Source organism: Ottowia beijingensis (genome assembly GCF_013423955.1).
Classification (GTDB): Bacteria; Pseudomonadota; Gammaproteobacteria; order Burkholderiales; family Burkholderiaceae_C; genus Ottowia; species Ottowia beijingensis.
The window spans coordinates 3638529-3659317 of the sequence record NZ_JACCKX010000001.1 but is presented as its reverse complement, the minus strand read 5'-3'; the positions used below and the strand labels follow the sequence as shown (position 1 = coordinate 3659317).

General features: G+C 68.3%; 11 protein-coding genes and 6 pseudogenes. 15 read left to right on the top strand and 2 right to left on the bottom strand.

The features are described from left to right. Window positions 1–334 precede the first annotated feature (334 nt). From H0I39_RS18070 to H0I39_RS18015, 13 genes and pseudogenes are all read left to right on the top strand, one after another. Window positions 335–2116, top strand: a complete 1782-nt coding sequence (locus H0I39_RS18070) for an acyl-CoA dehydrogenase family protein (protein ID WP_180551398.1) — start codon at window positions 335–337, stop codon at window positions 2114–2116. Continuing rightward, window positions 2113–2595, top strand: coding sequence for a MarR family winged helix-turn-helix transcriptional regulator (locus H0I39_RS18065; protein ID WP_308645889.1), 483 nt, complete (start codon window positions 2113–2115; stop codon window positions 2593–2595). Before H0I39_RS18070 ends, H0I39_RS18065 begins: the two co-directional genes overlap by 4 nt. A gap of 148 nt (window positions 2596–2743) precedes the next feature. Next, window positions 2744–3051, top strand: a pseudogene (locus tag H0I39_RS18060) (winged helix-turn-helix transcriptional regulator). A gap of 149 nt (window positions 3052–3200) precedes the next feature. After that, window positions 3201–3548: an FKBP-type peptidyl-prolyl cis-trans isomerase gene (locus tag H0I39_RS18055; protein ID WP_180551397.1), complete on the top strand. Its 348-nt coding sequence runs from the start codon at window positions 3201–3203 to the stop codon at window positions 3546–3548. A 197-nt stretch (window positions 3549–3745) separates the two neighbouring features. Beyond that, a complete protein-coding gene (gene grpE / locus H0I39_RS18050; protein WP_180551396.1) occupies window positions 3746–4324 on the top strand; it encodes a nucleotide exchange factor GrpE in 579 nt (192 codons plus the stop codon). An 82-nt stretch (window positions 4325–4406) separates the two neighbouring features. Next, window positions 4407–6344 (top strand): molecular chaperone DnaK, encoded by a 1938-nt coding sequence (gene dnaK / locus H0I39_RS18045; protein ID WP_180551395.1) that lies wholly within the window; start codon window positions 4407–4409, stop codon window positions 6342–6344. Between the two features lie 111 nt (window positions 6345–6455). Then, window positions 6456–7585: pseudogene (gene dnaJ, locus H0I39_RS18040) on the top strand (molecular chaperone DnaJ). Window positions 7586–7750: 165 nt separating this feature from the next. Then, the gene (locus tag H0I39_RS18035) at window positions 7751–8266 is read left to right on the top strand and encodes a MarR family winged helix-turn-helix transcriptional regulator (RefSeq protein ID WP_180551394.1); all 516 of its coding nucleotides are present in this window, start codon (window positions 7751–7753) and stop codon (window positions 8264–8266) included. Further along, window positions 8187–9145, top strand: a pseudogene (locus H0I39_RS24300) (multidrug effflux MFS transporter); the annotation flags it as partial. The gene H0I39_RS18035 and the pseudogene H0I39_RS24300, both read left to right, overlap by 80 nt. 118 nt (window positions 9146–9263) lie before the next feature. After that, window positions 9264–9476 (top strand): hypothetical protein, encoded by a 213-nt coding sequence (locus H0I39_RS22720; RefSeq protein WP_257645873.1) that lies wholly within the window; start codon window positions 9264–9266, stop codon window positions 9474–9476. 97 nt (window positions 9477–9573) lie between these two features. Further along, window positions 9574–10574 (top strand): annotated as a pseudogene (locus H0I39_RS18025) (NADP-dependent oxidoreductase). Window positions 10575–10898: 324 nt separating this feature from the next. Further along, entirely contained in the window at window positions 10899–12326 is a 1428-nt protein-coding gene (locus H0I39_RS18020; RefSeq protein WP_308645887.1) for a phosphoethanolamine transferase, read from the top strand. 20 nt (window positions 12327–12346) lie between these two features. Then, window positions 12347–12514: a hypothetical protein gene (locus tag H0I39_RS18015; protein WP_180551393.1), complete on the top strand. Its 168-nt coding sequence runs from the start codon at window positions 12347–12349 to the stop codon at window positions 12512–12514. Window positions 12515–12638: 124 nt separating this feature from the next. Here H0I39_RS18015 and H0I39_RS18010 read toward each other — a convergent pair whose 3' ends face one another. Then, window positions 12639–13112 carry a cyanophycin metabolism-associated DUF1854 family protein gene (locus H0I39_RS18010; RefSeq protein ID WP_180551392.1) on the bottom strand — a complete coding sequence of 158 codons (474 nt, stop codon included), beginning with the start codon at window positions 13110–13112 and terminating at the stop codon, window positions 12639–12641. Next, the gene (locus H0I39_RS18005) at window positions 13109–15424 is read right to left on the bottom strand and encodes a cyanophycin metabolism-associated ABC transporter (protein WP_180551391.1); all 2316 of its coding nucleotides are present in this window, start codon (window positions 15422–15424) and stop codon (window positions 13109–13111) included. Before H0I39_RS18005 ends, H0I39_RS18010 begins: the two co-directional genes overlap by 4 nt. 218 nt (window positions 15425–15642) lie before the next feature. Between H0I39_RS18005 and H0I39_RS18000 the strand changes: the two are divergent. Together H0I39_RS18000 and cphA are read left to right on the top strand one after the other, a co-directional pair. Further along, window positions 15643–17798 (top strand): annotated as a pseudogene (locus tag H0I39_RS18000) (cyanophycin synthetase). Window positions 17799–17846: 48 nt separating this feature from the next. Further along, window positions 17847–20404: pseudogene (gene cphA / locus H0I39_RS17995) on the top strand (cyanophycin synthetase); the annotation flags it as partial. Between the last annotated feature and the right edge of the window lie 385 nt (window positions 20405–20789).

The following is a 20789-nucleotide window of genomic DNA, read 5'->3' as shown; positions in this document are numbered from 1 at the left end:
ACCGACGCGCGCGGCGATGGCGGCGATGACGGCGCTGGCGCGCCATGACTTCGCCGCTGCGCGGCGTGGATGACGGCGGCTGCGCCGCCATGACAGGGCGCGGCCCGCCAAGCACAAGCGCTGGCGTCATGAAAGTGGGGGGACCTTCTAAATTTTTCTCTCCATGAAAAAGGCCGCTAGCGCCCATCCACCGGGCGCAAGCAGCTTCTTTTTGATATTGGCATGCTGCGCCAAATGGCTATCGCCTGATCTGTCTCATCCACCCCGCCCGTCTCCTTCATTTCGTCCTGCCCGCCGCGCAGCGGCGGCGTCATTGCAGTCATTTGACCAGCCCATGAACGCCTACCAAGTCCCCGTCGATGCGCTGAACCACATCCTGTTCAATGTGCTGCAGGCGCCTCGGCAATTGGCCGCCCTGCCCGCCTTCGCCGAGGCCGACGAGGCGCTGATGCGCCAGCTGCTCGATGAGATGGGCAAGCTCGTCAGCGGCCGCATCGCCCCGCTCAACCGCGTGGGCGACGAGCTCGGAGCCCAGTGGCACGGCGGCGCCGTCACCATGCCGCCCGGCTTTCGCGACGCCTACCAGGCCTTCTGGCAGGCCGGCTGGCCGGCGCTCAGCGCCGCGCCCGAAGACGGCGGCCAGGGCCTGCCCGCAGTGCTTGATGCGGCGCTGTACGAAAGCCTCTCCGCCGCCAACCACGGCTGGACCATGGCGCCCGGCCTGCTGCACGGCGCCTACGAATGCCTGAAGCACCACGGCAGCGAGGCGCTGAAAAGCCAGTACCTGCAGAAGATCGCCACAGGCGAATGGCTGGCCACCATGTGCCTGACCGAGCCGCACGCCGGCAGCGACCTGGGCCTGTGCGCCACCCGCGCGCTGCCGCAGGCCGACGGCACTTATCTGCTCAACGGCACCAAGATCTTCATCAGCGGCGGCGAGCACGATTTGACCGACAACATCGTGCACCTGGTGCTGGCCCGCCTGCCCGACGCACCGCCGGGGCCCAAGGGCCTGTCGCTGTTCCTGGTGCCGAAGTTCTACGCCGACGGCTCGCGCAGTGCCGTGGTGTGCGAGCGCATAGAGGAAAAGATGGGCCTGCACGGCTCGCCCACCTGCGTCATGCGCTTCGACGACGCGCGCGGCTGGATCGTCGGCGCGCCCGGCAAGGGCCTGAATGCGATGTTCGTGATGATGAACGCCGCCCGCCTGCACGTGGCGCTGCAAGGCATCGGCCTGCTGTCGGCCGCCTGGCAGAAGGCCGACGCCTACGCGCACGAGCGCAAGCAGATGCGCGCGCCGGGGGCGAAGGAAACCAGCCCGAGCGGCGACGGGCCGCCCCGAGCCGCGAGCGCCCCTCGGGGGCAGCGCAGCCGCGCAGCGGCAAGCGTGGGGGCCAGTTTCATCATCGAACACCCCGCCATGCAGCGCACGCTGAACACCCAGCGCGCCTGGCTCGACGCCAGCCGCGTGCTGGCCTACCAGACCGCGCTGGAACTCGACATCGCCAAACACCACCCCGACCCGGCGCGCCGCCAGCAGGCCGAGCGCTGGTGCGCGCTGACCACACCCGTGCTGAAAAGCGCCTGCACCCACCAGGCCTTCCACGGCGGATCGGACTGCCTGCAGGTCTTCGGCGGCCACGGCTACGTGCGCGAATGGGGCATCGAGCAGCATGTGCGCGACGCGCGCGTGGCCATGATCTACGAGGGCACCAACGAAATCCAGGCCATCGACCTGCTGGTGCGCAAGGTGCTGGCCGACGGCGGCGCCGGCCTGTGCGCGCTGCTGGACCACGCCTGCGCCGACCTGGGCTCGGGCGCCCTGGCCGCCCCCGTGTCGGCCTGCTTCGACCGCCTGCAGGCCCTTACCCGCGCGCTGGCCGGCGCCTGCGCGCACGACGCCACCCTGGCCTACTGGGTGGCCGACGACTACCTGCGCGCCGTCGCCATCGCCCTGCTCGGCTGGGCCGGCGCGCGCCTTGAGGCCGCCGCCGACGCGGCGCCCGAGCCGCAGCGCTGGCGCGCCGCGACCCAGGCCCTGGGCCGCTGGGTGCTGCCCGAGTTCGACATGCGCTGCGCCATCATCAGCCAGCGACTGCCCGTGGCCGCCCCGTGAACACCGCCGCCGACCCCAGCGCCGACCTCGACCCCGCGCCGGCCGCCGTCGACACGGTGGACAGCAGCTACCTGCAAACCCTGGTCGGCTACAACGCGCGCATGGCAGCGCTGGCCGTCATCGGCCACATCCTGCCGGGCATGGCCAGGTTCGGGCTGCGCATCGTTGATTTTTCGATACTTTCGATCATTTTTCACAACCCGGGTATCACTTCGAAGCAGTTGTGCGGTGCCCTCAACCTGCTGCCGCCCAACCTGGTGGGCAAGATCGGCACGCTGGAAAAGCGCGGCCTGCTGGTGCGCCACCCGCACCCGCAGGACGGCCGCGCCCTGGGCCTGCAGCTCACCGCCGAGGGCCGGGCCCTGATGCAGCAGGCCGAACTGGCCGTGGCCGGGCTGGAAGCGCAGTCCACCCAGGCCCTGACCACCGCCGAGCGCCGCACGCTGATCCGCCTGCTGCAGAAGCTCTACCTTGGCTAGGGTTTTCCCGCCCCGCCAGAGGGGTGCGTAATTTTGTAGCGCCAACCCCACGGCCTGCTGGCTTGAGGAGCTATGAAACTGCTAGCGTGCTACCAATTTGCGATATAGTCCGCCTGACGCACCTAGCGAACCTGAGGAGAAGCCTGACATGAGTTCCAAAGAAAACGCCGCCACAGGCCAGTTGCTGGCGCTGCTCGAAGCGCGCTACGCCATCCGCGTGCTGTGGGCGCTGCGCGATGGCCATCCCCAGACCTTCCGCCTGCTGCAGGACAGCGTGGGCGGCATCACCCCAACACCCTGAACACCCGCCTGAAAGAGCTGCGCGCCGCCAACCTGGTCACGCACGGCTCCGACGGCTACAGCCTCACGCTCAGCGGCACCGACCTGGTCAAACGCCTGTCGGATCTGCAGGCTTTCGCCACCAAGTGGGTGGCGGCGCAATCGAAGAAGAAGTGATCGAACCCCAGGGGTGAATGCGCAGGCCTGGCCGGCGCCCTTCCCCCTGTTTTCACAGGCGGCACATGGCCGCCTTTTCTTTCTCAATCAAATCCGGCTGCAACCGGCGCCCATCAAGCGCCAGCAGCTATCAACACAGAAGCAAAATCATGAGCAACACCGGCCTGCAGATCACCGACGTCAAGCCCGGCACCGGCGCCGAGGCCAGGAAAGGCGCCACGGTCACCGTCCACTACACCGGCTGGCTCTACAACGATGGCGAGCAAGGCGCCAAGTTCGACTCCAGCCGCGACCGGGGCGACCCGTTCCAGTTTCCGCTGGGCGCCGGCATGGTCATCAAGGGCTGGGACGAAGGCGTGGCCGGCATGAAGGTGGGCGGCCAGCGCACCCTCATCATCCCGCCCGAGATGGGCTATGGCGCGCGCGGCGCCGGCGGCGTGATTCCGCCGAACGCCACGCTCAAGTTCGACGTCGAGCTGCTCGGAGTCTCGGGCTGACGCGCCAGCTCGGTCCGCGCCAACCCATTCAGGCCGCCGTTTCGGGCGGCCTGTTGCTTTCTGCGGGGTGTTTTCCGGCGGTTTTCAGGCGCATTGGCAGCGCTTTTCGCCCCGAAAAACACTTGAAAAGCCTTGGGCCGCATCCATCTGAGAACACGAGCCTTATCCTCCACCAGACCGTTTTTCTGTTGCAGAGCATGTCAGACCCTCGGAACACGCCCCCAGCCCCCTTTTTCGACCCCATGGACCCGCCCATGAGCCCTGAAGAGCTGGAGGCCGCAGCCGCCGCCAACGAGGCTGATGCGGCAGCCCAACTCGACAACGCCCTGGGCGAGGTCGAGACCCTGAAGACCAAGGTGGCCGAGCTGACCGACCAGGCGCTGCGCGCCCAGGCCGAAGCCCAGAACGCCCGCCGCCGCGCCGACGACGAGATCGCCAAGATCCGCAAGTTCGCCGTCGAATCCTTCGCCGAAAGCCTGCTGCCCGTGCTCGACAGCCTGGAGGCCGGCCTGAAGGTGGACAACGCCAGCGCCGAACAACTGCGCGAAGGCACCGAGGCCACGCTGCGCCAGTTGCTGGCCGCGCTGGAGCGCAACAAGGTGGTCGAGGTGAACCCCGCCGCCGGCGACCGTTTCGACCCCGCCAACCAGCAGGCCATCAGCATGGTGCCCGCCGACCAGGAAGCCAACACCGTGGTCAGCGTGCTGCAGAAGGGCTACACCATTGCCGACCGCGTGCTGCGCCCGGCGCTGGTCACGGTCACCGCGCCCAAATAAAGCCCTGCGCCCGGCTTGAAAAGCCCCCGCGCAACCGCAGTTTCAAAGCATTCAACCTTTTTGAGCATTCACGGAGAACAACATGGGAAAGATCATCGGCATTGACCTGGGCACCACCAACAGTTGCGTGTCCATCATGGAAGGCAACTCGACCAAGGTGATCGAGAACGCCGAAGGCGCGCGCACCACGCCGTCCATCGTCGCCTACCAGGAAGACGGCGAGGTGCTGGTCGGCGCGCCGGCCAAGCGCCAGGCCGTCACCAACCCCAAGAACACCATCTACGCCGTCAAGCGCCTGATCGGCCGCAAGTTCAGCGAGAAAGAAGTGCAGAAGGACATCGACCTGATGCCCTACAGCATCGTGGCCGCCGACAACGGCGACGCCTGGGTGGAAGTGCGCGGCAAGAAGCTGTCGCCGCCCCAGATCAGCGCCGAGATCCTGCGCAAGATGAAGAAGACCGCCGAGGACTACCTGGGCGAGCCGGTCACCGAGGCCGTCATCACCGTTCCCGCCTACTTCAACGACAGCCAGCGCCAGGCCACCAAGGACGCCGGCCGCATCGCCGGGCTGGAAGTCAAGCGCATCATCAACGAGCCCACCGCCGCGGCGCTGGCGTTCGGCCTGGACAAGCAGGAAAAGGGCGACCGCAAGATCGTCGTCTATGACCTGGGCGGCGGCACCTTCGACGTCTCGATCATCGAGATCGCCGACGTCGACGGCGAGAAGCAGTTCGAGGTGCTGGCCACCAACGGCGACACCTTCCTGGGCGGCGAGGACTTCGACCAGCGCATCATCGACTACGTGATCGGCGAGTTCAAGAAAGACCAAGGCGTCGACCTGAGCAAGGACGTGCTGGCCCTGCAGCGCCTGAAGGAAGCCGCCGAGAAGGCCAAGATCGAGCTGTCGAGCACGGCCGCCACCGACATCAACCTGCCCTACATCACGGCCGATGCTTCGGGCCCCAAGCACCTGAACATCAAGCTGACCCGCGCCAAGCTGGAAAGCCTGGTCGAGGAACTGATCGAGCGCACCATCGCGCCCTGCCGCACCGCCATCAAGGACGCCGGCGTGGCCGTGGGCGACATCCATGACGTGATCCTGGTCGGCGGCATGACGCGCATGCCCAAGGTGCAGGACAAGGTCAAGGAGTTCTTCGGCAAGGAGCCGCGCAAGGACGTCAACCCCGACGAGGCCGTGGCCGTCGGTGCCGCCATCCAGGGCCAGGTGCTCAGCGGCGACCGCAAGGACGTGCTGCTGCTCGACGTCACCCCGCTCAGCCTGGGCATCGAAACCCTGGGCGGCGTGATGACGAAGATGATCACCAAGAACACCACCATCCCGACCAAGTTCGCCCAAACCTTCTCCACCGCCGACGACAACCAGCCGGCGGTGACGATCAAGGTGTTCCAGGGCGAGCGCGAGATGGCTAGCGGCAACAAGCTGCTGGGCGAGTTCAATCTGGAAGGCATTCCGCCGGCGCCGCGCGGCCTGCCGCAGATCGAGGTGACCTTCGACATCGACGCCAACGGCATCCTGCACGTGTCCGCCAAGGACAAGGGCACGGGCAAGGAAAACAAGATCACCATCAAGGCCAACTCGGGCCTGTCCGAGGCCGAGATCCAGCAGATGGTGAAGGACGCTGAGCTGAACGCGGCCGAGGACCACAAGAAGCTGGAACTGGTGCAGGCGCGCAACCAGGGCGACGCCATGGTGCACAGCGTGCGCAAGTCGCTCACCGAGCACGGCGACAAGCTGGAAGCCGGCGAGAAGGATGCCATCGAGGCCGCCATCAAGGACGTCGAGGAAGCCCTGAAGGGCGACGACAAGGCCGCCATCGACAGCAAGACCGAGGCGCTGATGACCGCCAGCCAGAAGCTGGGCGAGAAGATGTACGCCGACGCGGCCGCTGCCGCCCAGGCCGCCGGTGCGGGCGCTGCCCCTGGTGCCGGTGCACAGGCTTCCGCCGCGGCCGACGACAACGTGGTCGACGCCGAAGTGAAGGAAGTCAAGAAGGACTGAAGCCACGGCGTGCGCCGGTGACCACCGCCCGCGCACCGCCTTTGCCGCCGCGCAGAAGATTCCCCGGAATCGGCTGCGCGGCGTTTGTCTGAGCAGTTTCGAGAAACGTTGATGGCCACCAAGCGCGACTATTACGAAGTCCTGGGCGTTCCCAAGAATGCGTCCGACGACGAGATCAAGAAGGCCTATCGCAAGCTGGCGATGAAATACCACCCTGACCGCAACCAGGGTGAGGCGGCGGCCAGCGCCGAGGTCAAGTTCAAGGAGGCCAAGGAAGCCTACGAGATGCTGTCCGACCCGCAGAAGAAGGCCGCCTACGACCAGTACGGCCACGCGGGTGTCGACCCGAACATGCGCGGCGGGCCGGAAGGCTTCGGCGGCTTTGCCGAGGCCTTTGGCGACATCTTCGGCGACATCTTCGGCGGCGCCCGTGGCGGGCGCGGCGGCCATCAGATATACCGCGGCGCCGATCTCAGCTACGCCATGGAGATCACGCTGGAGGAAGCCGCCGCCGGCAAGGACGCGCAGATCCGCATCCCCAGCTGGGACGAATGCGACACCTGCCACGGCTCGGGCGCCAAGCCCGGCACCAGCGCCACCACCTGCGGCACCTGCCATGGCCAGGGCGTGGTGCAGATGCGGCAAGGCTTCTTCAGCGTGCAGCAGACCTGCCCGCACTGCCGCGGCACCGGCAAGCTGATCAAGGACCCCTGCGGCAACTGCCACGGCCAGGGCAAGGTGAAGAACCAGAAGACGCTGGAGGTGAAGATCCCCGCCGGCATCGACGACGGCATGCGCATCCGCTCGGCCGGCAACGGCGAGCCCGGCACCAACGGCGGCCCGCCGGGCGATCTGTTCATCGAGATCCGCACCAAGAAGCACGACATCTTCGAGCGCGACGGCGACGACCTGCACTGCGTGGTGCCGATCAGCTTCGCGCAGGCGGCGCTGGGCGGCGAGATCGAGGTGCCCACGCTGAACGGCAAGGCCGCCATCGACATCCCCGACGGCACGCAGGCCGGCAAGCAGTTCCGCCTGCGCGGCAAGGGCATCAAGGGCGTGCGCTCGTCCTACCCGGGCGACCTGTACTGCCACATCAGCATCGAAACGCCTGTCAAGCTCACCGAACACCAGCGCAAGCTGCTGAAGGAGTTCGACGAGTCGCTGAAAAAGGCGGCGCCAAGCATTCGCCCAGCACCGAAAGCTGGACCGACCGGCTCAAGAGCTTCTTCGGGGCCTGACCACCACCCACCCCTGACCGGTCCCGACCGCCACGCCCGAACCGGCCGTGGCGGTTTTTCTGCTGATCGCCCGGGCCCGCTCACCGCTGAGGCCATGAACCGCCAGCGACGACGGATCGCTCGATAATGATTGCATATACAACACTTGCAGATACAATCTTTCGCATGCAGAACGCCGCCACGCCCCAAGGGTGCACGAACCTCAAGCTGCGCCAGCTCACGCGCATGGTGACGCGCCACTACGACCGCCATGTCGCCGAGACGGGCCTGAAGAACACCCAGTATGCGCTGCTGTCGCACGTGGTCGGGCTGGGGCCGGTGCGCCCGGGCGAACTGGCCAGGCGCATGCACATGGATGCCTCGACCCTGACCCGCAACCTGCAGCCCCTGGTGGCCCAGGGCTGGCTGAGCATCGGCGCGGGCAGCGATGCGCGCAGCCGCCTCGTCGAAGCCACCGAGGCCGGCCGCGCCAAGCGCGCCGAAGGGCAGCGCGCCTGGAAGGCGGCCCAGCTGGCGCTCAACCAGCGCCTTGGAACGCAGCGCGTGGCAGCGCTGCATGCCCTGCTGGACACCTGCATCGCCTGCCTTGACGAAGGCGCCGATGGCACCGCGGAAGACGCCGCTGCACCGGTTGACGAAAGTGGCCGCCACCGGCGCCGCCAGACACAACCGTCCACCTGAGCGCACGATGCAGGAGCGAACTCCTCTTATGCCAGCCGATGAGACGCGGCAGACGCCGGCCAGGCTGTCCCCGGAACAGCTGTTCCTGCTGGCCGGCCTGGCGGCGCTGGGCGCACTGGCCACCAACATCATCCTGCCGGCCTTTCCCGACATGGCGGCCGATCTTGGCACCTCGGTGCTCGACCTGAGCGCCACGCTCAGCAGTTTCTTCGTGGCCTTCGCGGTGGGCCAGCTTTTCGTCGGGCCGCTGTCGGACCGGTTCGGCCGCAAGTGGCTGGTGTTGTCCGGCCTCGCCATCTTCGTTGCCGGCAGCGCGATCTGCGCGCTCGCCACCACCTTGCCGCAGCTCATTGGCGGGCGCGTGGTGCAGGCGCTGGGCGTGTGCGCGACCTCCGTGCTGTCGCGCGCCATTGCGCGCGACCTGTTCGACGGGGAGGCGCTGGCGCGCACGCTCGCGCTCATCATGGTGGCGATGGCGGCCGCACCGGGTTTTCGCCGCTGCTCGGCGGCGCATTGAACAGCGGGCTGGGCTGGCAATCCAGCTTCGGTTTCGTCGCCGTGCTGGCCGTGGTGCTGGCCATTCATTACCACGCCAGGCTGGGCGAAACGCATGCGGCCGACCGGCGCGCGGCCTTCTCCGTGGCCGCCATCCTGCGCACCTACGGCGGTCTGCTGGCCGACCGGCGCTTCATCACGCCGGCGCTGGCGGTGAGCCTCGTCATCGGGGCCTTATACGCCTTTTTCGCGATGGCGCCGGCGATCCTGATGACCGGCTTCCACTTCTCGCCGTGGGGGCTGGGCATCTTCTTCGCGTCCACCGTGTTCGTGGTGTTCGGCGCCGGTTGGCTGGCGCCTCGCGTGGCCCGCCGCTGGGGCGCCGTGCGGGCGGCCCGCGCCGGCATCGGCATCGCGCTGCTCGGCGGCGTGGCGATCCTGCTCGGCCGGCAGGAGATCGTCTTTTTCAGCCGCGCTGACGGTGTTCCTGCTGGGCATGGGCATGATCAACCCGCTGGGCACCGCCATCGCGCTGCAGCCCTTCGGCCGCCAGGCGGGTGCCGCCTCGGCGCTGCTCGGCTTTCTGCAGATGGGTTGTGCGGCCGTGGCCATCAGCGCCGGTGCGGCGCTCGATGCGCCGGCCTATACGTTGTTCGGCATCATCCTGACCGCCAGCCTGACGCTGGCGTTCCTCGCGTTCCTTGCCCTGCGGTGAGCCGGCCTGTTTGCAGGCGCTGGCTCGGCAACGGTGCGCAGCAAGCACGGCGCGCAGCACACCAAGCTCACCCTCCACTCCAACACGCCCCCTCGACATGAAAGCCTTCGTCATCCATCGTTACGGCAAGAACGAAGTCGGCCAGATCGCCGACATGCCTGAGCCCGCACTGCGCGACGATGACGTTCTGGTGCAGATCCACGCGGCCAGCGTCAACGTGCTGGACATCCGGATCCGCTCCGGCGCGCTGAAGCCGATCCTCCGCTACCGCCTGCCCTTGATCCTCGGCAACGACATGGCCGGCACGGTCGTGCGCGTCGGCCCGCGCGTGCGCCGCTTCCATCCCGGCGACGCCGTGTATGCCCGCCCCGATCAGGAGCGCATCGGCACCTTCGCCCAGTTCATCGCCGTCCGCGAAGACGATGTGGCCCCCAAGCCGCGCAACCTGAGCATGGCGCAGGCCGCGTCGATTCCCTGGTCGGCCTCACGGCCTGGCAGGCATTGGTCGAGATCGCGCAGCTGAAAGCCGGCCAGAAGGTCTTCATCCATGCCGGTTCCGGCGGGGTGGGCACCATCGCCATCCAGCTCGCCAGGCACCTGGGCGCCCATGTCGCCACCACCACCAGCACGGCCAACGTCGACGCGGTGAAGGCGCTGGGTGCGGACGTCGTCATCGACTACAAGCAGCAGGCGTTCGAAACCGTCTTGCGCGACTACGACGTCGTGCTGCACAGCCTGGGCAAGGACGAACTGGAGAAGTCGCTGCAGGTGCTCAAGCCCGGCGGCCAACTCATCTCCATCTCCGGCCCGCCCACCGCGGACATGGCGGACCAGCTGCGGCTGTCGTGGCCCATCAGGCAAGTCCTGCGCTTGCTCAGCCACGGCATCCGAACCAAGGCGCGGCAGCGCGGCATCCGCTACGCATTCCTCTTCATGACAGCAAACGGCGGCCAGTTGCGCGACATCACCGCGCTGATCGAGGCGGGCGCCATCAAGCCGGTGGTGGATCGCGTCTTCCCGCTGGACGTGGCGGCAGACGCCCTGGCCTACGTGGCAACCGGCAGGGCCAAGGGCAAGGTCGTCATCACGGTGCCATGAGGGGCGTCGCGCGCCACCTTAAGCCAAGCTTCAGCCAGCATCGCCACACTGCGCGGCCATGCTGGCCAATTCCGCATCCCCACCTGGGCCGAGCCCGGCCCCTGACACGCCCACCCCGCGGCGCCCTGCGGCCCGCCACCGCGATCATCTTGGCCGCGCTGTGGATCGCCAGCATCGCCAACCTGGCGCTGTGGCGCGCGCTGGCGGGGCTGCCGGAGCTGGCCAACGGCCGCGGGCTGGCCTTCGGCATCGCCTTCGGCGTCATGATTGCCGCCGTGCACGTGGCGCTGCTCAGCCTGCTGGCCTGGCGCTGGACGCTCGCCGGTGCTGGCGCTGGTGCTGCTGTCGGCCGCGGTCGGTGCGTATTTCATGCTGACCTACGGCGTGGTGATCGACCGCACCATGATGGTCAACGTGCTGCTGACCGACACGCGCGAGGCGCGCGAGCTGCTGAGCTGGCGCATGCTGGGCGCCTTGCTGCTGCTGGGTGCGCTGCCGCTGGCGCTGCTGTGGCGCACGCCGCTGCGCTGGGCCACGCCGCTGCGACAGACGGGTCAGAACGCTATTTTATTGATAGCTTCCTGCGCCGTACTGGCGGGCGCTGGAGGCATTTTCTTTCAGGATTTTTCAGCCACCATGCGCAACCACACGCAGCTGCGCTATCTGGTCAACCCGCTCAATTCGTTCTACGCGCTGGCCATCATGGGGCGCAAGCCGATCCAGCGCAGCGGCGTGGCCGTGGCGCCGCTGGGTGAAGACGCGCACCTGCCCGCGCTGGCAGCGGGCGCCAGGCCGCCGCTGTTGATCATGGTGCTGGGCGAGACGGCGCGCGCCGACCACATCGGCCTGAACGGCTACGCGCGCGACACCACGCCGCGCCTGGCGCAGGAGCGCGTGGTGAGCCTGCGCAACGTCTGGTCGTGCGGCACCAACACCGCCGCCTCGGTCCCGTGCATGTTCTCCAACCTGGGGCGCGAAGCCTTCGAGAACCGCCAGACCAACACCGAAGGCCTGGTGGACGTGCTGCAGCGCGCCGGCCTGGCGGTGCTGTGGCTCGACAACCAGCCCGGCGGCTGCAAGGGCGTGTGCGACCGCGTGCCCAAGGTGGACTACAAACAGCTGCAGGCCAACGGCGCCGACCTGTGCGCCGACGACGAGTGCTTCGACGAGGTGATGCTGCGCGGGCTGGACGAGCGCATTGCCCAGCTGCCGGCCGAGCGGCGCGCGCGCGGCGTGGTGGTGTTCATGCACCAGATGGGCAGCCACGGCCCGGCGTACTACAGGCGCACGCCGACCGGCTTCAAGCAGTTCATGGCCGAGTGCACCACCAATGCGCTGCAGCAGTGCCCGCGCGAGCAGGTGGTGAACGCGTACGACAACACCCTCCTCTACACCGACCACTTCCTGGCCTCGACCATCGGATGGCTGAAGCAGCACGAGGGCGCCTGGGCGCCGGCGATGGAATACCTGTCGGACCATGGCGAATCGCTGGGCGAGAACAACCTGTACCTGCACGGCCTGCCTTACCGCTTTGCGCCCGATGCGCAGAAGCACGTGCCGTGGATCTTCTGGCTCTCACCCACGTTCGAGCAGCAGCACCACATCACGCAGGGCTGCCTGGCGCGGCAGCGCGACGAGCAGCTGTCGCACGACCACTATTTCCATTCCACACTGGGGCTGCTGGGCGTGCAGACCCAGGTGCACGACGCGGGGCGCGATGTGTTCACCAGTTGCCACGCGGGCGCGGCCTGATACTGTTTCGCGATGACGAAATGACCTCGCTGCGCTTCGATGACGGCGGCTGCGCCGCCATGACGCCCGCCAGGTGCGAGGCATTCCGCGACTCACTGACGTCTTTTTCGTCATTTCATCATTTCGTCATCACGCCGCGCAGCGGCGGAGTCACCTCACATGCTGTAAATCAAGCGATAGACACTTGACGCCGATAGACGAAATGAAATTAATAGCTGCTTGCGCCCATCTATTGGGCGCCAGAGCATTTTTCTTTGATCAAAAAATTCAGCAGGTCCCCCTGCCCTGGCCACGCGCCTGCCGCGGCGGCCGTCAGAGGAAGCGGTCCAGCAGCTTGCGGCTGTGCTTGTCCATGCCCAGCAGGTCCTGGATCAGGTACTGCACGCCGTGCGCGTCGTTCACGATCAGCAGCCCTGGGCCCAGGCGGCGGATGTCTTCCTCGCCCTTCAGCACGAAGCTGGTCGGGCCGCGGTCGGTTTCCACGCTCCAGGTGCTGGGGGTGGCGAAGCTGCTGACGGCCGTCACGCGCAGCAGGCGCGGCATGAACTCGCGCTGCTCCAGCGCCTCGGTCAGCAGCGTGCGGCGGGCTTCGTCCAGCGCGTCCAGGCGCGGCACCCAGGCCAGTTCGTGGCCGTCGCCGTCGACCACGCTCACGCCCTCGTCGGGCGCTGAGATAGGGAAAGCGCGCACGGCAACGACGCCGACATGCTCGCGCCCCTCGGCGTCGGTAAGCACCAGGCGGCCGAAGGCATCGCGCCGCAGGTCGAACACGGTGAGAACGCTCATGGCCGCTCCTCCCTCGGGCCGGCGACAGACACGGCGGGTGGCGCCAGTTCCGCGTCGTCAACCACCAGCATGCGCTCGCGCTCGGCCTTCTCCTGCCGCGCCTGCGCTTCATAAAGCCGCCAGTAGGCGCCGCGCCGGGCCATCAGCGCCTCGTGCGTGCCCTCTTCCACCTTCAGGCCCTTGTCCATCACCACCAGCCGGTCGGCCTTGCGCAGGGTGGACAGGCGGTGCGCGATGGCGATGGTGGTGCGCCCGCGCACCAGATTGTCCAGCGCCTTCTGGATTTCGCGCTCGGTCTCGGTGTCGACCGAGGCCGTGGCCTCGTCGAGGATCAGGATGCGCGGGTCGATCAGCAGCGCGCGCGCGATGCTGATGCGCTGGCGCTCGCCGCCCGACAGGCCCTGCCCGCGCTCGCCCACCAGCGAGTCGTAGCCCTGCGGCAGCCGCAGGATGAACTCGTGCGCGTGGGCGGCGCGCGCGGCGGCGACGATCTCCTCGCGTGTCGCATCAGGTTTGCCGTAGGCGATGTTCTCGGCGATGGTGCCGAAGAACAGGAACGGCTCCTGCAGCACCAGGCCGATGTGGCGCCGGTAGTCGGCCACGCGCACCTGGCGCAGGTCCACGCCGTCCACTTCGATGGCGCCCTCGGTCACGTCGTAGAAGCGGCAGATCAGATTGACCATGGTGCTCTTGCCCGAGCCCGAATGGCCCACCAGGCCGATCATCTCGCCGGGCGCGATGCTCAGGTTGAGCCCGCGGATGACCGAGCGGTTGCCGTAGCGCAGCGCGGCGTTCCTGATCTCGATGCGGCCCTGCACGTGCTCTAGCGGCACGGGGTTCTTCGGCTCGGGCACGCTGGAGACGTGGTCCAGGATCTCGAAGATGCGCTTGGTGGCCGAGGCCGCTTTCTGCGTCACCGAGACGATGCGGCTCATCGAATCCAGCCGGCTGTAGAAGCGCCCGATGTAGGCGATGAAGGCCGTCAGCACACCCACCGTGATCTGCCCGCGGCTGACCAGCCAGATGCCCGCCGCCCACACCACCAGCAGGCCGATTTCAGTGAGCAGCGTGACGGTGGGCGAGAACAGCGACCAAAGCTTGTTGAGCTTGTCGTTGACGGCCAGGTTGTAGCGGTTGGCTTCGCGGAAGCGCCCGGCTTCGCGGTCTTCCTGCGCGAAGGCTTTCACCACGCGGATGCCGGGAATGGTGTCGGCCAGCACGTTGGTCACTTCCGACCAGACGCGGTCGATCTTCTCGAAGCCGGTGCGCAGGCGGTCGCGCACCACGTGGATCAGCCAGCCGATAATGGGCAGCGGCACCAGGGTGACCAGCGCCAGCGTGGGGTCGATGGAGAACAGGATGGCCGCCGTCATGGCGATCATCAACACGTCGGTGGCGAAGTCCAGCAGGTGCAGCGACAGGAACACGTTGATGCGGTCGGTCTCCGAGCCGATGCGCGCCATCAGGTCGCCCGTGCGCCGGCCGCCGAAGTACTCGAGTGAAAGCTTGAGCAAGTGTTCGTAAGTCGTTGTACGCAAATCGGCGCCGATGCGCTCCGATACCAGCGCCAGGATGTAGGTCTTGGCCCAGCCCAGGCCCCAGGCCAGCAGCGCCGCGCCAGCCAAGCCGGACAGCAGCAGCGCCACATAGCCGGTGTCGATCTGCTGGCCGTTCTGGAACGGGATCAGCACCTTGTCCATCAGCGGCATCGTCAGGTACGGCGGCACCAGGGTGGCGGCCGTGGCGGCCAGCGTCAGCAGAAAGCCGGCCAGCAGCTGCCACTGGTATGGCCGGGCGAAGCGCCACAGCCGAAACAGGGTCCACGTCGAGGGCGGCTTGTCTTCTGCGCCTTCGGCGCTGTCTTCGGTGTCGAAGGGCTCGGGGCGGGCTTCGGGCGCACCGATTTCGTGCGGCACCGGGCCGCCGGCAGACGCCAGCCCCGCCATCGCCTGCTCGAACTGGCCCAGAAAGCGCAGCGCCGCCGGGTTGCGGCCCAGGGTGTAGCGCCAGCCCGCCAGCCGGCCGGTGGCGTCGCGCAGTTCCAGCGTGCCCACACCGGCGTGGTCGTGGTGGCTCAGGGCCAGATCGGGGGCCAGTTCCCAGGCATTCCAGGCTGTTTCATCCGGAAACCTCGCCATCAGCCGCTGGGTTGTAATGACCAGTTCACCGCTGCCAAAGCGCAGCCGGTGGTTCAAGTCAACTTCCAGCGATCCCAACGCGTTTTCTGAGGATCGCAGCGGCATTCCCGCCCGATCTGCCGCCGGCCAGGCCGGTGCGGAGCCAACGGGATCGGGGATGGAACGAGACGACATGGAATTCAGCAACGGGGCCACGCAAGCGCAGGAAGTGGCCCCTACAACGAATCAGACACTGAAAGCGAGCACAGCGCGATGCGGAGAATCGACCAGAACGAGCACGGCCCCTCGAGCGGTGGCGGATTGTATCCTCGGCCCCCGGCGTCAGCGCTGCCGTGGCGCCGGCCTCGGCGGCAGCGCCGCAGCGCACTTTCGCCGACATCGTGATCCGCCGCATGGCGCACCTGCGCGGCCCCAACATCTGGACCTACCGCGCCGTCATCGAGGCCATCGTCGACATCGGCGAGCTGGAGGATTACCCCTCCAACGCCCTGCCCGGCTTCTACGAGCGGCTCACCGCCTGGCTGCCCGGCCTGATCGAGCACCGCTGCAGCGTCGGCCGGCGCGGCGGCTTTCTGATGCGCCTGCGCGACGGCACCTGGCCCGGCCACATCCTGGAGCACGTGGCGCTGGAGCTGCAGACCCAGGCCGGCATGAAGACCGGCTTTGGCAAGGCGCGCATGACGGGCGAACACGGCGTCTACAAGGTGGTCATCCGCACCCGCAACGAGGCGGTCGGCAAACTGGCCATCGAATCCGCCCGCGACCTGGTCATGGCGGCCATCAACGACCGCCCCTACGACGTCGCCGCCACCATCGCCCGGCTGACCGACCTGGTGGATCGCCAGTGCCTGGGCCCCAGCACCGCCTGCATCGTCGATGCCGCCACCGAACGCGGCATCCCGCACATCCGCCTGAACGACGGCAACCTGGTGCAGCTGGGCCACGGCGCCGCGCAGCGCCGCATCTGGACCGCCGAGACCGACCGCACCAGCGCCATCGCCGAAGGCATCTCGCGCGACAAGGACCTGACCAAGCAGCTGCTGGCCGCCGCCGGCGTGCCGGTACCCGAGGGGCGCACCGTGGAATCGGCCGAAGACGCCTGGGAAGCCGCCGAGGACATCGGCCTGCCCGTGGTCGTCAAGCCGTCCGACGGCAACCATGCGCGCGGCGTGTCGTTGAACCTGAAGACGCGCGAGGAAGTCATGCACGCCTTCGCCGCCGCCGAGGCCGAGGGCTCCGAGGTCATCGTCGAAAGCTTCATCCCCGGCCAGGAACACCGCCTGCTGGTGGTGGGCGGCAAGGTGGTGGCGGCCACGCGCGGCGAGATCATCCACGTCAGCGGCGATGGCAAATCGACCATCGGCCAGCTGATCGACACCCAGGTCAACACCGACCCGCGCCGCGGCGAAGAAGAACACCTGCCGCTGGAAACCCTGCGCGCGGGCGACGCCGTGCTGCTGCTGCTGCTGCAACGCCAAGGCCTGACCCTGACAGCGTGCTGCCGCGCGGCGAAACCGCCGTGGTGCAGCGCACCGGCAACATGGCCATCGACGTCACCGGCCAGGTGCACCCCGACATCGCCGAGCAGATGGCGCTGGCCGCCCGCGTGGTGGGGCTGGACATCGCCGGCATCGACCTGGTGGTGGAAGACATCGCCAAGCCGCTTCGCGCCCAGGGCGGCGCCATCGTCGAGGTCAACGCCGGCCCCGGCCTGCTGATGCACCTGAAGCCGGCCGTGGGCCGCGCCCAGCCGGTGGGCGAGGCCATTGCCGAGCACCTGTTCCCCGGCAACGGCACCGGCCGCGTGCCCATCGTCGGCCTGATCGGCGACGGCGAAAGCGCGCTGGCCTCGCGGCTGATCGCAGCGCTGCTGCAACTGCAAGGCCAGCAGACCGCGCTGGCCTGCGGCGACGGCCTGTTCCTGGGCGCGCGCCAGCTGTCCAAGGCCAGCGCGCTGGGCTACGAGCCCGGCGAGCGCATGCTGATCAACCGCACCGTGCAGGCGGCGGTGTTCGAGACCTCGCCGCGCCACATCCTGGCCGAAGGCCTGCCCTACGACCGTTGCCAGGTCGGCGTGGTCATGGCCATGCCCGGCCCCGAGGGCCTGCAGGACCTGTATGTCACCGACGCCGAGCAGATGCCCAACATCGTGCGCACGCAGATCGACGTGGTGCTGCCGCAGGGCGCGGCCGTGCTGAACGCCGACGACGCCGAGGTGCTGGCGCTGGCCGACTACTCGGACGGCGAGGTCATCCTCTACAGCATCGACCCCGGCCAGGCCGACGTGGCCGCGCACCGTGCGCGCAAGGGCCGGGCCGTGCTGGCGCGTGGCGACGACATCGTGCTGGCCACCGGCGCCGATGAAACCAGCCTGGTCAAGCTGTCAGCACCTGTGTTCACCGAACTCACCACCCGCCTGCCGGGCGACGTGCGCCCGCACGTGCTGGCGGCGGTGGGCGCGGCCTGGGCGCTGGGCGTGCCGCCCGACCTGATCCGTGCCAGTTTGTTGCATTTTTGTGAGGTGCAGGCGGCGCCGGCTGTCCACTGAAACGCCTCCCAGCTCGTTTTCCCTAAGTCATCGTCATCAGGACATCCCATGGAAGTCACCCGCATTCGCGCGCTGCGCGGCCCCAACCTGTGGAGCCGCCACACGGCGATCGAAGCCGTCATCACCTGCGACGCGGCCGAGCGCGACCTGCACACCACCCCTGAATTCGAGCAGCGCCTGCGCGAGCTGTTTCCCAAGGTGGGCGCGCTGCACGCCAACAAGCCCAGCACGCCGATCTCGATGGCGCACGCGCTGGAGCTGACCACGCTGGCGCTGCAGGCGCAGGCCGGCTGCCCCGTCACCTTCAGCCGCACCACCCCACCGAGATCGAAGGCACCTTCCAGGTCGCCGTGCAGTACACCGAGGAAGCCGTGGGCCGCCTGGCCTTCGAGAAGGCGCAGGCGCTGTGTCGCGCCGCCGCCGCAGGCGAGCCTTTCGACGTCGCCGCCGTGCTGGCCGAGCTGCACGAGCTGGACGAGGACGAGCGCCTGGGCCCGTCCACCGGCGCCATCGTCGACGCCGCCCTGCAGCGCGGCATCCCCATCAAGCGCCTGACGCGTGGCAGCTTGGTGCAGTTCGGCTGGGGCAGTAAGCAACGCCGCATCCAGGCCGCCGAGGTAGATGGCACCAGCGCCATCGCCGAATCCATCGCCCAGGACAAGGACCTGACCAAGAAGCTGCTGCACTCGGCCGGCGTGCCGGTGCCGCTGGGTCGCCCGGTCACCGACCTGGAAGACGCCTGGGCCGCCGCGCAGGACATCGGCCTGCCCGTGGTGGTGAAGCCGCAGGACGGCAACCAGGGCAAGGGCGTCACCGTCGGCATCGTCGACCGCGCCCATTTCGACATCGCCTACACCGAGGCCGCACGCTACGGCGCCGTGATGGTCGAGCGCTACCTGCCCGGCCACGACTTCCGCCTGCTGGTGGTGGGCAACCAACTGGTGGCCGCCGCCCGGCGCGATCCGCCGCTGGTCATCGGCGACGGCCAGCACACCGTGCGCGAGCTGGTGGCCGAGGTCAACAAGGACCCGCGCCGCGGCGAGGGCCACGGCACCTCGCTCACCAAGATCCGCATCGACGCCATCGCCGAGGCGCGCCTGGCGGCGCAGAACCTCACGCCGGATTCGGTGCCGATCCCCGGCCAGCGCGTCATCCTGCGCAACAACGCCAACCTCTCGACCGGCGGCACCGCCACCGACGTGACCGACAGCGTGCACCCCGAAGTGGCCGCGCGCGCCATCGAAGCCGCGCAAACCGTGGGCCTGGACATCTGCGGCGTCGACGTGGTGTGCGAAACCGTCATCAAGCCGCTGGAAGAGCAGAACGGCGGCATTGTCGAGGTCAACGCCGCGCCCGGCCTGCGCATGCACGTCAGCCCCTCGTTCGGCAAGGGCCGCGACGTGGGCAAGGCGGTGATCGACCACATGTACCCCGATGGCGGCAACGGCCGCGTGCCGGTAATCGCCGTCACCGGCACCAACGGCAAGACCACCACCGTGCGCCTGACGGCCCACCTGCTGAAAAGCCAGGGCCTGCGCGTGGGCATGACCAACACCGACGGCGTGTACGTCAACGGCCGCCAGATCGACAGCGGCGACTGCTCCGGCCCGCGCAGCGCGCGCAACGTGCTGGCGCACCCCGACGTCGACGCCGCCGTGCTGGAAACCGCGCGCGGCGGCCTGCTGCGCGAGGGCCTGGCCTTCGACCAGTGCGACGTCGCCATCGTCACCAACCTGGGCGGCGGCGACCACCTGGGCCTGAACTACATCACCACGCTGGAAGACCTGAAGGTGCTCAAGCGCGTAATCGTGCTCAACGTGGCGCCCACCGGCACCGCCGTGCTCAACGCCGCCGATCCGGCCGTGGTGGCCATGGCGCCGCACTGCCCCGGCAGCGTGACCTTCTTCGCGCAGGACGGACACCACCCCGTCATCGCCACGCACATGGCGCAGGGCAAGCGCGTGGTGTTCGTGGATCGGGGCGACGTGGTCTGCGTCGAGGGCGCCTTCATCAAGCGCCTGCCGCTGGCGCGCGTGCCGCTCACGCGCAAGGGGCAGATCGGCTTCCAGGTCGAGAACGTGATGGCCTCGGTGGCCGCGGCCTGGGCCGTGGGCACGCCGTGGGACGCGATCCAGAAAGGCCTGGCCAGCTTCATCAGCGACCTGCACGGCGTGCCCGGCCGCTTCAACGTGTTCGACTACCGCGGCGCCACCGTGATTGCCGACTACGGCCACAACCCGGATGCCATCGCGGCGCTGGTGGCGGGCGTCGAGAACATGCCGGCCAAGCGCCGCTCGGTGGTCATCAGCGGTGCTGGCGACCGGCGCGACGAGGACATCCGCGGACAGACGCGCATTCTGGGCGCGGCGTTCGACGACGTGATCCTATACCAGGATGCCTGCCAGCGCGGCCGCGCCGACGGCGAGGTGCTGCGCCTGCTGCGCGAAGGCCTGGAAGGCGCGCCGCGCACGTCGAAGGTGGAAGAGATCCACGGCGAGTTCACCGCCATCGACCGCGCCATGGACCGCCTCAAGCCCGGCGACCTGTGCCTGATCCTGATCGACCAGGTGGAAGAGGCGCTGGCCCACATCCAGCGCCGGGTGCAGACGGCCACGCCGGCGCCCGCGGCCAGGAAAACCGTTGCCCGCAAGGCAGCGCGGCCCCGCGCACCCAAGCGCAGCAAGATCGCCGAGGCGGCGGGCGCGCTGGCACTGCACCTGTGATGCGGCCCTGATCCGCCACCAATGAAAAGGCCTGCCGCGCGCAGGCTTTTTTGTGCCGAGGTCGGGTTCAACCCATTTTCAGATCGCGACGACATGGATTTCGTCGTTCCGGCGAACGCCGGAATCCAGACGACGCGCGTGGGCGGCAGGGATCCGGCGTTCGCCGGGATGACGATCGTTCACGTTCAGAAGCCGCAATGGAATCAGGTGCAGCCAAGCCGTGCCAGCCGGCGGGCATGGCCATATACTCCAACACATACCATCCGTC

What these genes read in the sequence shown, in the direction of transcription:
- H0I39_RS18055 (WP_180551397.1), top strand. Translation starts at nt 3,201, where the DNA reads ATGAGCAACACCGGCCTGCAGATCACCGACGTCAAGCCCGGCACCGGC.
- dnaK (WP_180551395.1), top strand. Translation starts at nt 4,407, where the DNA reads ATGGGAAAGATCATCGGCATTGACCTGGGCACCACCAACAGTTGCGTG.
- H0I39_RS18015 (WP_180551393.1), top strand. Translation starts at nt 12,347, where the DNA reads ATGACCTCGCTGCGCTTCGATGACGGCGGCTGCGCCGCCATGACGCCC.
- H0I39_RS18010 (WP_180551392.1), bottom strand. Translation starts at nt 13,112, where the DNA reads ATGAGCGTTCTCACCGTGTTCGACCTGCGGCGCGATGCCTTCGGCCGC.
- grpE (WP_180551396.1), top strand. Translation starts at nt 3,746, where the DNA reads ATGTCAGACCCTCGGAACACGCCCCCAGCCCCCTTTTTCGACCCCATG.
- H0I39_RS18035 (WP_180551394.1), top strand. Translation starts at nt 7,751, where the DNA reads ATGCAGAACGCCGCCACGCCCCAAGGGTGCACGAACCTCAAGCTGCGC.
- H0I39_RS22720 (WP_257645873.1), top strand. Translation starts at nt 9,264, where the DNA reads ATGATCAACCCGCTGGGCACCGCCATCGCGCTGCAGCCCTTCGGCCGC.
- H0I39_RS18070 (WP_180551398.1), top strand. Translation starts at nt 335, where the DNA reads ATGAACGCCTACCAAGTCCCCGTCGATGCGCTGAACCACATCCTGTTC.
- H0I39_RS18005 (WP_180551391.1), bottom strand. Translation starts at nt 15,424, where the DNA reads ATGTCGTCTCGTTCCATCCCCGATCCCGTTGGCTCCGCACCGGCCTGG.